Below are 14,036 nucleotides of genomic sequence, written 5' to 3'. Positions count from 1 at the left end.
GGCGAAAACCACCTGTATCCAGAGTGTCACATCCCGGTAGAGACAGTGCGAGAACAACCAGAAGGCAGCAAAACCGCGTGAAAGACCACTTGGAACCCAGCACCAACGACGAGTCCGGCTCGCCCGCGGTGGATGCCCCGTCCGACGGGACCTCCGTGACGGTTCCGGTACGCACCGGGCGGCTCGCAGCTGTGGCCAGGCGCCTTCGGCAACCCATTCCCGGCGCCAGGACGCGCGTCCGCTTCGAAATGCCGCCTGAGGACGAGTCGGAGGTGGCCGTCAAGAGCGCCTCCGGGGACGAGGACCACGACTTCGGATCACCGGGCCCCAGAATGTCTTCGCAGCACCCTCTGTACGTTGGTTTCATGGGCACCGCCGGAGTGGGGGTCGCCCTGCTGGTGTTCTATATCGCCAGCAATACCAGCCAGCTCCTGCTGTGGATCCTGACCGCACTGTTCATCGCCCTCGGCCTGGACCCCGTGGTTCGTTGGCTTGAGTCCCGGAAAATCCCCCGACCGGCGGGCATCCTGATTTCGGTATCTGTCCTGGTCCTGGCCGTGGCGGGCTTCTTCGCCACGCTGATCCCCACCATCGTCAACCAGGTCACGGACATCGTGCGGCAAGCTCCTGACTGGATCCGGGACTTCCTCAATTCCGATTTCTTCCGGAACGTGGACAGCCAGTTCGGCCTCCGGGACCGGATTACCCAGGAGCTGGACAAGTTCGGGCAGAACTCCGAGGCCGTCGGAGGCATCTTCGGCGGAGTGGTTGGCTTCGGCTCCTCGGTGGCCAACGGACTGTTCGGCACACTGATCGTGCTGGTACTCAGCCTTTACTTCCTGGCGGCCCTGCCCTCCATGAAGAAATGGGCCTACCGCCTGGCGCCGCGGTCGCGCCGGCCCCGCGTCGAGGCACTCTCCGAGGCCATTACGGATTCGGTAGGCAATTACGTGATCGGCCAGGCCTGCGTTGCACTGCTGAACGCGGTCTTCGCCTTCATCGTCATGACCATCCTGGGCGTGCCGTTCAGCGTCTTGCTCGCCTTCGTGGTGGCCTTGCTCGCCTTCATCCCCCTGGTGGGTGGCATGATCGCAGCCATCGTCGTGATCCTGGTGGCCCTCACCGCGGGCTGGCAGACAGCCCTCATCTACGCGATCGCCTACTTCGCCTACCTGCAGTTCGAGGCGTACTTCATTTCGCCTCGCATCATGCAGCGGGCAGTGGCCGTACCGGGCGCGGTGGCGGTAATTTCCGTGATCGCGGGCGGCAGCCTCCTGGGTGTCCTCGGAGCACTCATCGCCATTCCCACGGCAGCGGCCATCATGCTGCTGATCAAGGAAGTGTTTATCGTCCGCCAGGACCGGCACTAGCCGACCACAGCCGGACCAGCCGTTGACGACCGGCCTAGCCGCTGGCGACCGGCACTAGCCGCTGGCGACCGGACTAGCCATTGGCGACCGGACTAGCCGTTGGCGACCGGACTAGCCGTTGGCGACCGGCCCCGCCCAGACGCGCGGCAGGCCGTCCACGCCGGCTCCCGCTTCCGTGACGTCGTCGACGATTTCATCCAGGACCCGCGCGGCGTATTTTTCGCCAACCCACAAGTGCTTGGCGCCATCCACCCCCACCAGCCGGGCCTGCGGGACCAGGCTGAAGCGGGCGGCGGCCTCGGCCGGCTGAAGGTAGTCGTCGTGCTCGGGGACGAGCACGGTCAACGGTTTGCCGGAGGCAGCCCACTCCTTCAGGTGCACGTCGGTGGCACGGTGCAGCGGCGGCGAGAGGAGGACCGCTCCCTCCACTTGCGAGACAACGGGTTCAACGGCCCCGTACATGAGCGCCAGTTCGGTGCCGAAGGACCAGCCCACCAGCCACCGGTTGGGCAGGCCGCGGTCCACGGCGAACCGGACCGCTGCCTCGACGTCGTACCGCTCGCCGATGCCTTCCTCGAACCTGCCCTCGCTGGTTCCGCGCGGCGACGCAGTCCCGCGGGTATTGAATCGCAGCACTGCCACCCCGGCCAGCGCCGGCAGCCGGTAGGAAGCCTTGCGGTAGACGTGTGAATCCATGAATCCGCCGTGGGTGGGCAGTGGGTGGAGCATGATGAGCGTCGCCGCCACATCACCGGACTCCGGAAGGGCCAACTCGCCCACCAGCACCTTGCCGTCCTCCGTGGTGAACTCCACGTTTTCGCGACGGGCAGGCAACACAGTGGAGGCCCGGATCTCCGACGGAGCGTCCTGGGGCACAAAAACGAGCGTGGCGGGATCGAAAGTCATGCCTTCAAGCCTAAGCGACTCAGCGGTAACGGTACGTCCGCGATGTCCAGCAGTTGGTGTGCCAGTGGCGGCGTTCCGCCAGCCCCGCGGCCTCGCCGAAAAGGTGGCTGTCAGACCACACCACCAAGTGGGCGATGCCAGGCATGATGGCCGTGGAACAACCCGGGCAAATGTACTGCTTCTCCGCTTTCCGGGCGGTCATGGTGCGGACCATCCAGTCCCCGTCCGGGGCGCTCTCCCGGCGGGCGATTCCGGCACGGGACCGTTCCAGGTCCAGCTCCGGGACCGCATCGGCCCACTTGTTGGAACGCGCTGCGGACGCGTTTCGGCGGGGACGGTTGGAGCGGGGCATGAGTCCATTCTGCCCCAGCCCCAGGTCTCCACGCGGTAATGTTGGGCGGGTGCGACTCGTCATAGCCCGTTGTTCTGTTGATTATGTTGGCCGCCTCAAGGCCCACCTCCCGCTCGCCACACGGCTCCTCCTGGTCAAAGCGGACGGCTCGGTGCTGGTGCATTCGGACGGTGGCTCCTACAAGCCCCTGAACTGGATGAGTCCGCCAGCCACGCTGCGTGTCACCTCTCCCGAGGAGACAGACGTGGAAGAGGGCGTCGTGGAGCAATGGACGGTCCAGTCCGCCAAGACGGACGACCGGCTCATCATCAACATCTACGAGCAACTCCATGACACGTCCCACGAGCTCGGCATCGATCCGGGACTGATCAAGGACGGTGTGGAGGCCGATCTGCAGCGGCTGCTCGCCGAACAGATCGAGACCCTGGGAACCGGCTACTCCCTCATCCGCCGCGAATACTTCACGGCGATCGGGCCCGTGGACATCCTCGCCCGGGATGCCAACGGGGCAACCGTTGCCGTTGAGCTCAAGCGGCGGGGCGACATCGATGGCGTGGAGCAACTGACGCGGTATCTGGAACTCCTCAACCGCGATCCCCTCCTGGCACCGGTCCGGGGGATTTTCGCAGCGCAGCAGATCAAGCCGCAGGCCAAGGTACTGGCCAATGACCGCGGCATCGACTGCGTGACCCTGGATTATGACGCAATGCGGGGCGTGGATGACAGCGAGTCACGACTCTTCTGACCCCGTACCCGGGGCGTGTGCGGCAGGCCACTAGAATCAGAACCATGACTGCCGCAGACTCTTCTGTCCGTCCTTCCGCGCCCAGCCACCAGATCCTCGTGGGAACGCTCGTCACCGACGGAACGGTGGTGGAAGACGGTCTGCTGGCCATTGAGGGTGACCGGATCGCCTACGCCGGGCAGGCCTCGGCCTTCGTCCCCGAAGACTTTCCCGGTTTCCAGAGCGCCATCCGGCATGGCGTCCCGGCCGGCCACTACATCCTCCCCGGCCTGGTGGACGTGCACTGCCACGGCGGCAACGGCGGCGATTTCCCCGGCGGGGAGGAATCTTCGGCCCGCAAGGCCCTGGACTTCCTGCACCGCTCCGGTACCACCACTTTGCTGGCCAGCATGGTCACGGCACCACGGGAGGATTTGCTTCGCGGCATCGAACTGTACGTGAAGCTCGCCGACGAAGGCCTGGTCGCAGGAATCCACCTGGAAGGCCCGTTCCTCTCCCACGCACGGTGTGGCGCACAAAACCCTGACTACTTGCTGGAACCTGACCTGGACCTCATGGACGAGCTCGTTGCGGCTGCGGAAGGCAAGCTTGCCACCATGACGTACGCACCCGAACTTCCGGGTGCTGCCGCCCTGGTGGATTTGATGACGTCCCACGGGGTAACTCCCTCCTTGGGCCACACGGATTGCGACGACGCCACGGCGGCAGCGTCGTTGGCCGCCGCACGTGAGGGGCTGGAGTCGGCAGGGTTCGACGGCGTCAGCTCGCTCCCGACCGTGACGCACCTTTTCAATGGGATGCCTCCCCTGCACCACCGTGCGCCCGGGCCGGTGGCCGCCTGTTTGCGGACCGCCCAGGCTGGCAAGGCTGTGGTGGAGCTGATCGCCGACGATACCCACCTCGATCCGAGCACCGTGGCCACGGTCTTCCAGCTTGTGGGGGCAAACAACATCGTTTTGGTCACCGATTCCATGGCGGCCGCCGGACTCTCCGACGGCCACTACATGCTGGGCCCCTCCCCGGTAACCGTCAGCAAGGGCGTAGCCACCCTTGATGCCACCGGTTCCATCGCCGGCGGCACCGCCACCCTGCTGGACGTGGTCCGCAAGACTGTCTCGGCCGGCGTCGACCTTCCCGACGCCATTTGTTCGGCCACGGCGGTTCCGGCCGGCGTCCTGGGCCTCTCGGATGAAGTTGGAGGGTTGCGCCGGGGTCTTCGGGCGGACGTCGTGACCGCGGACCAGGAACTGGGACTCACAGGCGTCATGCGAAATGGTGAATGGTTGTCATAGGCCTAAGGTCCAAGTGGAATTCCTTTGGGCGTCGTAACCGGCTTTTAACCGAAAATTTTCCCGAATTACCAAAAAGACCGTTGACCTCCGGCACCGCGCATGAAAGTGTTGTAGCAGTCTTTGTGTAGGTGGTTTTCATGCTCGCAAGACCAGTTGCGAGCGTGAGGCTCCTGCGAAACCAACCGGGCCAGCCCGGAGGGAATCCGGATCTTCTCGCGGAGTAACAAAGCCGGTACGCGGTGTATCGGACTGATGTTCCATATTGAGGAGAAATACATGGCACTCGGAACCGTCAAGTGGTTCAACGCTGAAAAGGGCTTCGGCTTCATCACCCCGGACGACTCGGATGGCGACGTCTTCGTTCACTACTCGGAGATCCAGACCGGCGGCTTCAAGACCCTCGATGAGAACCAACGCGTTCAGTTCGAGATCGGCCAGGGCGCCAAGGGTCCCCAGGCTACCGGCGTCACCGTCGTCTAGTTTGATCCGTTGAACCTGCCCATGGCAGATTCACCAACAGCTTGGCCCCGGCATTTAGCCGGGGCCAAGCTGTTTAAGCGCCATTCATTGCGGACGGAAATGTCTGATATTTCTGACAACCCTGTTACTAACGGTGAAGAATTGCGAAAAGACTCCCCGAATGGAGCGTTGACAATTCAACCAACCAAGGTACGCAACAACCGGGCCGAATGCCTAACCGATAAACCAGGGAGGTAAGCGCGGCTCAAGGCCCGGCCCATTGCCGGAAGGTGCAGGGGATCCTGGTAATACATGTACAGCGTTCTGTAGTCGGGCTGGAAGCGCGATTTAAAGGAGGCCAGGGAACGGAAGCCATAAACCGGTTCCAAGGCCTGCCCCACGAGGTCCAGAATTCCTGCCAGGCCCTCCGGCCTTTGGTCCGGCTCATCCTTGTCCCTGGCCAGCGGTGAACCGGACAACGAGATCATTTCCACTGACTCGCGCAGATGCAGCGCGGCCGAGGCGATCAGGAACTCCATCACTCCTGGGAATGCGTCACCACTGCGCCTCATGAAGTCCAGGGTCCAACTGACAACTGTGCCGTTGTCGTAGACCGGCAACCAACTGGTGACACCGTAGACCGTGCCGGCTTCGTCGACTGCAACGCAGCACAGGACATCCGGGTCCTCAAGCTCATCCATGCCGCCCAAGGTGAAACCCATTTCGGGGACGCGTTTCTGCGCTGCCCATTCCTCGGAAACCTCACCCACCTTTGCCCGCAAGGAGTGCGGCAGTTCTCCGAAGGCACCCCACACGGCGGTAATACCCATCTTGTTGGCCCTGTTGAGGGCAGTCCGGACGTTCTGCCACTCCTTGCCACGGAATTCCAGGCCACGGATCCTGAGCCGGGTTTCCTGCGCAACGGCAACCCTCCGGAAACCCCTTGCCTGCAGCTCCGGCCACAACTCGTCCGTACACGAATACAGGCAGGGGATCAGGGCGTTGCGCGAACAGTGCTGCAGGAAACCCAGGGCAGTGGCCCGGTGCCCCTCCGCCGCACCAATGGGTCCGGCCAACGTCAGCGCAACGTGGCCATGCTGTTGGTAGGCCACTCCCCCGGTCCCCTGCGAAGTGAACCAGTACTTGTTGGGTTCCCACAACGCCATCCAGGACAAGGAGTCGCCGCCGGCTTTTACCAGCGAACGGGCATGTTCCCGGGACTGGTGGTCAAGGCCACCGGCGTGGTGTCCGCGGACCAGCAGCACCCAGACGCCGATGAGGGCCACCAGCCAAAAGGCGGTGCCGGAGTAGGAGAAAAGGAACACTTCGAGGGCATCGCGCTCGGCGAATACCTTGCGGTAAACGCCGGGCAAAGGAACCGGCAGGTATTGGCGGGCGAGTTCGGTACCCAAACCCAGCAGGCCGCCGTCGCGCGCCATGCCACCGGAGGCCAGCCACACAATGGTGTAAGCCAGCGCGAGGGCGACACCGCTGAGGCCGACAAACCAGAAAACCCTGCGACGCATCCGCGTCGAAGACTCAACCCGGAAATGCCCCCGGTACGCGAAGAGGAGGATCGCCAGTATCAGAGGAACCATGACCAGTGGGATCAGGTGCGCCACAGCCGAGTTCATCATGCCCACCCGCGGACGGCCCGGCAGTTGCGGCATGCCCGCGAACAGGCCGAGATAGAGCGTGGACAAGGCCACCACCACCACCTGGACGCCGATAGCGATGCCCAGGGCCAGCCGGCGTCCACGGCGCATCCCGTCAACGCAGATGAGCAACAGCACCACGGGAACCACGGCCAGTGCCAGGCCGAAGGGCCCCGTGTACCCCTGCCGGCCCAGTTCCAGGCACGCCACATCGATAGTCCCTCCGCAGTTCCCCTCCAACTGGCTGAGCGTAGGCAGGGGGTTGAGGATCACATCGCGAAGCAAGGCAAGCGGCCCCGATGGGCTCTTGGCTACGGCAGTAAGGATGGGGCCTACGGCAAAGATGGCCATGGTCAGCGACAGGAGGTTCCGCACCTCGCGGCCCGTAGACCTGTGCAAGTGGAGATGTCCCTGGTTGCTTTGCATCCACCACGCCGCCGCCAACCCGATCAGGGCGCCCAACAAGCCCATGAGCGTCTCAGGGTGTCCAACAAAAAGCACCAGCAGCAAGGTGATGGACAACGCCACCGTGCGGAACCTCCGCTGCCAAAGCGTTGGCAGCTTGGCGCTGGCAGCCAGGGCCGTGGCCAGCAAGGCGCCGTAGGGACCGATGAGCCGGGTGTCCACCATGCGGGAGATCCAGCCATCGTCCGCATACCGCGCTATTTGGGTCACCAGGAAGAAGGCCGTGACGCACGCGAACTGGCAGGCGATAAGTACCAGGGACGTTTTCAGGAACCCGAAATGCCGCTCCGCCAGGCCCAGGAGGAAAAGGATCATCAGCACAACGACGACAAAGGCAGGCACGTTGGTGGTGAAAAAGAGGGACGTCCAGATGGACCACCATTCGCCGGCACGCAGTCCGCGCAGCGTCACACCAGCAACGGGCAGCCAGGACTCGGGCGGACCGGCGACGATGCTTCCGGAAACGATTGAGACAAGGACGAACACTCCGACGACGGCCAGCGTCAAGGGCGTAGCCCGCAAATGCCGCCCCGCCTGCCGCATGGCCGGCTGGATGAAACCCTTCAGGGCGAGACTCACTGCGGCAACCCCCATCTGGCCGACAAGAAGTCCAGGGCGCCGGGCATGCCGCGAACCACCGAGTCCCACGAGTGTCCGGAGTGGTCTATGACGTGGTCCTCAACCGTGAAACCCGCAGACCGGGCAGCGTCTGCCAAAGTGTGCATGTAAGCGATGAACTCATTGTCCGTAGCCCCGGCCGTCAAGTACATGCCACTGCCCGGATACTGCCTCTGGTGCATCAGGACCAAAGGGGTCCTTGACTCGAAAGCCGCTACGTCGCCGTCGAACGAGTCAGCGATCGTCTTGTTCCTGTCCTTGGCGAGGGCAGGCTCCTGCTCGGCCGAGAACCCAATCACGGAAGGAAACAGCTCCGGGTGGGCGGTTCCCATCTGGACCGCGCACGTTCCCCCAAAGGAAAACCCTCCGACGGCCCATTGCCGGTGGTCTGTGGAGACAGCCAGGGTCTTGCTGATCCACGTGGGGACATCCTGGGAGAGATAGGCGTCCGCGGGAGCGATCCTGCTGTCCATGCACATGGTGTTTGCATTGGCTGAGCCGTTGGGATCTACCACCACGGTGACGGGTGCAATACCGCCATGTGCTTCGGCGAATTTGTCCAGCTGCGAGCGGAGCTGCCCGCCCGTGAGCCAATCGGCAGGACCGCCTGGTTGACCAGAGAACAGGATGAGGACGGGAAGGCTGGGGCGGTTTTCGGTGAGGTACGCCGGCGGGAGGTAAACGTACGCTTCCCGCGCGGTAAAGCCGGAAACAGTACCGGGAATGTCCGCCCGGCGCAGCGTACCGCCGCGGGGCATGGTTTCGGGCGCCTTCCAAGCGGACGGCGACGGGCCGGGCTTACTGTCCGGAGCACGTTGCAGTCCTGCTTCCAACGGCTGGATACGCGCTACGGCGGTGCCCAGGAGGTCGGCCACGGTGTTGTTGAGGCCAAAGTAGGAGTTGACCTGGACCACGGACAGCAGGACAACACCCAGCATTGCGGCGATGCTCGCGGAGCGGCCCTTCCAGGCAGCGCGGGGAAACCGGGCAACGCAAAGAAGAAGTGCAGCCACCGCAGCGGTGGACCACACCAACGTCTCGAAAGGCAGGTTCTCAGAGAACGTGGCCATCACGTCGATGAGCAGCCAGTGCGTCAATGCCACCACGCCGGCAGCCAACGCAATGGAAGCAACCACCACCAACGGCCACCAGCGCCTGCGTCGCCAAAGCAACCAGGATGCGCCAACCACTCCACAGACAAGGGAGAACCAGAAGAACGGCCCGTCAACGAGGCTGACGTCGGACAGGAAATCCATGACGCCTAACGCCAGGTTCCAACACCGATGACCGGCCCGGCTTCAAGCCAGGATGAAAGCCCGGCGTAGGCTTCGAACTTCATGGCCAGCATGAAGGTGCGGCCTTCGTATTGAAGCTCAACAACCACCACGCCGGGTTGGACCCGGACGAGCTCGTCCTCGGTGGGTTTACGCCGTCCAAGGAGTTCCAGGGAACTGCGTTTGAAACGGTATTTGGGTATCACGCTGAGGGACATCAAGCGGAACCACTCGAGTTCATTGTCCTGATAACGACAAACCCCCATCTGCCAGCTGTTTCCAGCCATGCAAATGGAGGCGTCTACCGTGCCCAGGGCGCGCCGCAGATTGAAGCGGCGCACCCCAAACAGGCACAGTGTAAAAATCAGCAACGCAAACGCCGTTGCCAGGGCGATGAACGGAATAAGGGAATCGTCCATCAAGGTCGTGCTATCGGATCCCCGCTGTAGCCGCTTCGCCCAATTGGGCGTTGTCAGCAACAATGACCACGCGGTCGTTGTCGACGGAGAAGAATCCGCCGTCCACCACTACCGCAATGCGGTCACCGGAAACCGGCTGGATTGCCAGCTCGCCCTCGGCCAGGATGGCCAGGAGGGGCGAGTGGCCCGGCAGGATTCCGATTTCACCATCGCTGGTGCGGGCCTTCACCATCTTGGCCGCTCCGGACCACACGAAGTGGTCCGCTGCGACAATCTCAACCTCAAGCTCAGCCATACTACTTGGTCTGTTCCTGGATCTTGGCCCAGTTGCGCTCGACGTCATCCAGGCCACCGACGTTGAAGAACGCCTGCTCTGCGATGTGGTCCAGCTCGCCGTCGCAGATGGCGGTGAAGCCTTCAACCGTGTCCTTGATGGAGACGGTGGAGCCTTCGACGCCGGTGAACTGCTTGGCGGTGTAGGTGTTCTGGGACAGGAACTGCTGGATACGACGTGCACGCGACACGACGATCTTGTCCTCTTCGGACAGTTCGTCAACACCGAGGATGGCGATGATGTCCTGGAGTTCCTTGTTCTTCTGCAGGATCTGCTTCACACGGACAGCCGTGTTGTAGTGGTCCTTGCCGATGTACTGGGGGTCCAGGATACGGGAGGTGGACGTCAGCGGATCAACAGCCGGGTACAGACCACGCGAGGCGATTTCACGGGAAAGTTCCGTGGTCGCGTCGAGGTGGGCGAACGTGGTTGCCGGAGCCGGGTCGGTGTAGTCGTCAGCAGGCACGTAAATTGCCTGCATCGAGGTGATCGAGTGGCCCTTGGTGGAGGTGATGCGCTCCTGGAGGAGGCCCATCTCGTCAGCAAGGTTCGGCTGGTAGCCCACGGCGGACGGCATGCGGCCGAGCAGCGTGGAAACTTCGGAACCTGCCTGCGTGAAGCGGAAGATGTTGTCGATGAAGAGCAGCACGTCCTGGTTCTGGACATCGCGGAAGTACTCCGCCATGGTCAGTGCGGACAGTGCCACGCGCAGACGCGTTCCCGGCGGCTCATCCATCTGGCCGAATACAAGGGCGGTGTCCTTGAGGACGCCTGCCTCTTCCATTTCAACCCAGAGGTCGTTGCCTTCACGCGTACGCTCGCCAACGCCGGCGAATACCGAGGTACCACCGAAGTTACGGGCAACACGGGTGATCATTTCCTGGATCAGAACGGTCTTGCCAACACCGGCGCCACCGAACAGACCAATCTTTCCACCCTTGATGTAGGGGGTCAGGAGGTCGATGACCTTGATACCGGTCTCGAGCATCTCCGTGGAGCCCTCAAGGGACGCAAAGCTCGGGGCCTTGCGGTGGATCGGCCAGTAGGCGTCAGCCTTGATCTCCGACTCGTCAACGTCAAGCGGCTTACCGAGGACGTTGAAGATGTGGCCCTTGACGCCGTCGCCGACGGGCACGGAGATCGGAGCGCCGGAGTCCTGCACGGTGGTACCGCGGACCAGGCCGTCGGTTGCCTGCAGGGAGATGGCGCGAACGAGGTTGTCACCCAGGTGCTGGGAGGTCTCGAACGTGATGGTCTTGGTCTGGCCGTTGAGGGTGACCTCAGTGGTCAGAGCGTTGTAGATCTCGGGGATTGCGTCAGCCGGGAATTCGACGTCGACAACCGGACCAATAACACGGGCAATGCGGCCGGTGGCACCGGCCGTTGCTACGTGTTCGGTAGCAGTGGCAGTCATCTCTCTCACTTCACTCAGTAGATGGCGTGGGGTTAAGTTTATCTGTTTGGTGCAGGTGCGGCTTCGAGCCGGATCCGTACCGGCTAGGACGCGAGGGCGTCGGCGCCGGCCACGATCTCGGAAAGCTCCTGCGTAATCTCGGCCTGGCGGGCCGTGTTGCGAAGGCGCGTGTACTTCTTGATGAGTTCCGTTGCGTTGTCACCGGCCGACTTCATGGCCCGCTGGCGGGCGGCGAGCTCGGAAGCTGCTGCCTGCAGCATGGCTGCGAAGATACGGGACTCGATGTAACGCGGGAGGAGGGCGTCGAGGACCTGCTCCGTTTCCGGCTCAAATTCGTAAAGCGGCAACAGCTCGGACTCCGAGGCTGCTTCCTCTTCGACGACCTCGAGCGGAAGCAAACGGATAACCGTCGGCTCCTGCGTCACCATCGACTTGAAGCGCGTGTAGACGACGTGGATCTCGTCCACGCCACCCTCGGCGTAGTCAGTGGCGAAGTCTTCGAGAAGTGCAGCACCGATTTCCTGGGCCGTTCCAAATTCCGGAGCATCCGTACCACCCGTCCAAACACGGGAGTAGTCACGGTTGCGGAATTCGAAGTAAGCCTGGGCCTTACGGCCAACCAGGTACGACTTGACTTCCTTGCCTTCTGCGCGAAGAAGCTCGGTGAGGCCTTCGGCCTGCTTGAGCACGCTTGCCGAGTACGATCCTGCAAGGCCACGGTCCGAGGTGATGATCAGGACGGCGGCACGGCGGATCTGCTCCGGCTCGGTGGTCAGCGGGTGGTCGATTTCGCTCTGGGTCGCGACAGCAGAAACGGCACGGGTAATGGCGTTCGCGTAAGGCAGTGAAGCTGCTACGCGGGCGCGGGCCTTACCGATGCGCGAGGTAGCGATCAGTTCCATCGCCTTGAAGATCTTGCGCATCGACGTCGTCGAGCTGATCTTCTGACGGTAGACCCGAATCTGGGCTCCCATACTTATCCTTTCCTAAGTTCCCGACGTACCGCCCTGCCGGGGCCCTTGCGGACCCCGGCAGAGCAGGTCATCGAAACTAGCGCTTCTGCTTGACGATCTTTTCCTGGTCGACGTCGCCGCCCGAGATCGCTTCGTGCTCTTCGTGTCCGGCACCAACTAGTCGGTTGTCGCCCTCTCCGAAGAAGCCCTTCTTGAAGGAAACGACTGCTTCCTTCAGCGCTGCGGCGGTGTCGTCATCCAGGACGTTGGTCTGGGCCAGCGTGGTCAGGATGGAGGACTGGTGCTTCAGGTGCTCCAGGAACTCGGACTCGAAGCGGCTGATGTCCTCAACCGGAACGTCGTCCAGATAGCCGTTGGTACCGGCCCAGATGGAAACAACCTGGTTCTCAACCGGGAACGGCGAGTACTGGCCCTGCTTCAAGAGCTCCATAAGGCGAGCACCACGGGTCAGCTGCTGGCGGGAAGCAGCGTCCAGGTCCGAGGCGAACATGGCGAAAGCCTGCATGTCGCGGTACTGGGCCAGGTCCAGCTTCAAGGTACCGGAGACCTTCTTCATGGACTTGACCTGTGCGGCGCCACCAACGCGGGAGACGGACACACCAACGTCAACAGCAGGACGCTGGTTGGCGTTGAAGAGATCCGACTGGAGGAAGATCTGGCCATCGGTAATGGAGATCACGTTGGTGGGGATGTAGGCGGAAACGTCGTTTGCCTTGGTCTCGACAATCGGCAGACCGGTCATGGAACCCGCACCGAGCTCGTCGGAGAGCTTTGCACAACGCTCCAGGAGACGGGAGTGCAAGTAGAAGACGTCACCCGGGTATGCTTCACGTCCCGGCGGGCGGCGGAGCAGCAGGGACACGGCGCGGTAGGCTTCGGCCTGCTTGGACAGGTCGTCGAAGATCACCAGGACGTGCTTGCCGCCGTACATCCAGTGCTGGCCGATGGCCGAGCCTGCGTACGGTGCGAGGTACTTGAAGCCGGCGGGGTCCGAAGCCGGGGAAGCCACGATGGTGGTGTACTCCAGTGCACCGTGGTCCTCGAGGGTCTGACGGACGGCTGCGATGGTGGAAGCCTTCTGGCCAACACCAACGTAAACGCAACGAACCTGCTTGCTGACATCGCCCGAAGCCCAGTTGGCCTTCTGGTTGATGATGGTGTCAACCGCGATGGCGGTCTTGCCGGTCTGGCGGTCGCCAATGATCAGCTGACGCTGGCCACGGCCGATCGGAATCATGGCGTCGATGGCCTTGAGGCCGGTCTGCATGGGTTCGTGAACGGACTTGCGCTCGGTCACGCCCGGAGCCTGGAGTTCCAGTGCACGGGTGGCCTCGGCCTTGATCTCGCCGAGGTCGTCGATCGGCTGGCCCAGGGGGTCAACCACGCGGCCCAGGAAGGCGTCGCCAACGGGCACGGACAGGATCTCACCGGTGCGGTGAACTTCCTGGCCTTCTTCGATTCCGGTGAAGTCACCGAGGATAATGACACCGATTTCGCGGACGTCAAGGTTCTGGGCGAGGCCCAGCGTGCCATCTTCGAAGCGAAGCAGCTCGTTCGCCATGACCGAGGGAAGACCCTCAACACGGGCGATGCCGTCACTTGCGGTGGTCACGCGACCAACCTCTACGCGCTCTGCGTTACCGGGTTCGTAGGACGCCGCGAACTCGTTCAACGCATTACGGACGTCGTCGGCGTTGATGGTCAATTCGGCCATCTGCAGTCCCTGCTCTCCTGTTTTCGTGATCATCGTTGCTCACGA

The 14,036-nt window shown here is 63.0% G+C and carries 13 protein-coding genes; 4 read left to right on the top strand and 9 right to left on the bottom strand.

Annotated elements, in window-relative coordinates; translation table 11 throughout:
- Window positions 1–77 precede the first annotated feature (77 nt).
- Window positions 78–1,370, top strand: coding sequence for an AI-2E family transporter (locus tag ACIPY3_RS03745; RefSeq protein WP_400330238.1), 1,293 nt, complete (start codon window positions 78–80; stop codon window positions 1,368–1,370).
- Between the two features lie 111 nt (window positions 1,371–1,481).
- Here ACIPY3_RS03745 and ACIPY3_RS03740 read toward each other — a convergent pair whose 3' ends face one another.
- Complete coding sequence (locus tag ACIPY3_RS03740; RefSeq protein ID WP_400330236.1) at window positions 1,482–2,276, bottom strand: alpha/beta hydrolase; 795 nt, start codon at window positions 2,274–2,276, stop codon at window positions 1,482–1,484.
- A 19-nt stretch (window positions 2,277–2,295) separates the two neighbouring features.
- On the bottom strand, window positions 2,296–2,628 hold the full coding sequence (locus ACIPY3_RS03735; protein WP_400330233.1) for an ATP/GTP-binding protein: 333 nt from the start codon (window positions 2,626–2,628) through the stop codon (window positions 2,296–2,298).
- A 49-nt stretch (window positions 2,629–2,677) separates the two neighbouring features.
- Between ACIPY3_RS03735 and nucS the strand changes: the two genes are divergently transcribed.
- From nucS to ACIPY3_RS03720, 3 genes are all read left to right on the top strand, one after another.
- Window positions 2,678–3,373 (top strand): endonuclease NucS, encoded by a 696-nt coding sequence (nucS, locus tag ACIPY3_RS03730; protein ID WP_400330231.1) that lies wholly within the window; start codon window positions 2,678–2,680, stop codon window positions 3,371–3,373.
- Between the two features lie 44 nt (window positions 3,374–3,417).
- The gene (locus ACIPY3_RS03725) at window positions 3,418–4,665 is read left to right on the top strand and encodes an N-acetylglucosamine-6-phosphate deacetylase (RefSeq protein WP_400330228.1); all 1,248 of its coding nucleotides are present in this window, start codon (window positions 3,418–3,420) and stop codon (window positions 4,663–4,665) included.
- A gap of 276 nt (window positions 4,666–4,941) precedes the next feature.
- Window positions 4,942–5,145 (top strand): cold-shock protein, encoded by a 204-nt coding sequence (locus tag ACIPY3_RS03720; RefSeq protein ID WP_018776337.1) that lies wholly within the window; start codon window positions 4,942–4,944, stop codon window positions 5,143–5,145.
- 176 nt (window positions 5,146–5,321) lie between these two features.
- Here the strand turns inward: ACIPY3_RS03720 and ACIPY3_RS03715 are convergent, their stop codons facing one another.
- The 7 genes from ACIPY3_RS03715 to atpA all read right to left on the bottom strand — a co-directional run bounded on the left by ACIPY3_RS03715 (window position 5,322) and on the right by atpA (window position 13,991).
- Window positions 5,322–7,838: a bifunctional lysylphosphatidylglycerol flippase/synthetase MprF gene (locus ACIPY3_RS03715; protein WP_400330225.1), complete on the bottom strand. Its 2,517-nt coding sequence runs from the start codon at window positions 7,836–7,838 to the stop codon at window positions 5,322–5,324.
- On the bottom strand, window positions 7,820–9,118 hold the full coding sequence (locus ACIPY3_RS03710) for an alpha/beta hydrolase (protein WP_400330223.1): 1,299 nt from the start codon (window positions 9,116–9,118) through the stop codon (window positions 7,820–7,822). The genes ACIPY3_RS03715 and ACIPY3_RS03710 overlap by 19 nt, the downstream gene beginning before the upstream one ends.
- A gap of 5 nt (window positions 9,119–9,123) precedes the next feature.
- The gene (locus ACIPY3_RS03705) at window positions 9,124–9,555 is read right to left on the bottom strand and encodes a DUF2550 domain-containing protein (protein ID WP_400330220.1); all 432 of its coding nucleotides are present in this window, start codon (window positions 9,553–9,555) and stop codon (window positions 9,124–9,126) included.
- 10 nt (window positions 9,556–9,565) lie between these two features.
- Complete coding sequence (locus ACIPY3_RS03700) at window positions 9,566–9,850, bottom strand: F0F1 ATP synthase subunit epsilon (RefSeq protein WP_216923952.1); 285 nt, start codon at window positions 9,848–9,850, stop codon at window positions 9,566–9,568.
- Window position 9,851: 1 nt separating this feature from the next.
- Complete coding sequence (gene atpD / locus ACIPY3_RS03695; protein ID WP_264962128.1) at window positions 9,852–11,303, bottom strand: F0F1 ATP synthase subunit beta; 1,452 nt, start codon at window positions 11,301–11,303, stop codon at window positions 9,852–9,854.
- 83 nt (window positions 11,304–11,386) lie between these two features.
- A complete protein-coding gene (locus ACIPY3_RS03690) occupies window positions 11,387–12,277 on the bottom strand; it encodes a F0F1 ATP synthase subunit gamma (protein WP_397322409.1) in 891 nt (296 codons plus the stop codon).
- Between the two features lie 76 nt (window positions 12,278–12,353).
- Entirely contained in the window at window positions 12,354–13,991 is a 1,638-nt protein-coding gene (gene atpA, locus ACIPY3_RS03685; protein ID WP_397322526.1) for a F0F1 ATP synthase subunit alpha, read from the bottom strand.
- Window positions 13,992–14,036: the final 45 nt, after the last annotated feature.

This window comes from Paenarthrobacter sp. NPDC089714, from assembly GCF_044748905.1.
In the GTDB taxonomy this organism is placed as follows: Bacteria; Actinomycetota; Actinomycetes; order Actinomycetales; family Micrococcaceae; genus Arthrobacter.
The sequence above is the reverse complement of the archived record's forward strand: the minus strand, read 5'-3'. Positions and strand labels throughout refer to the sequence as shown.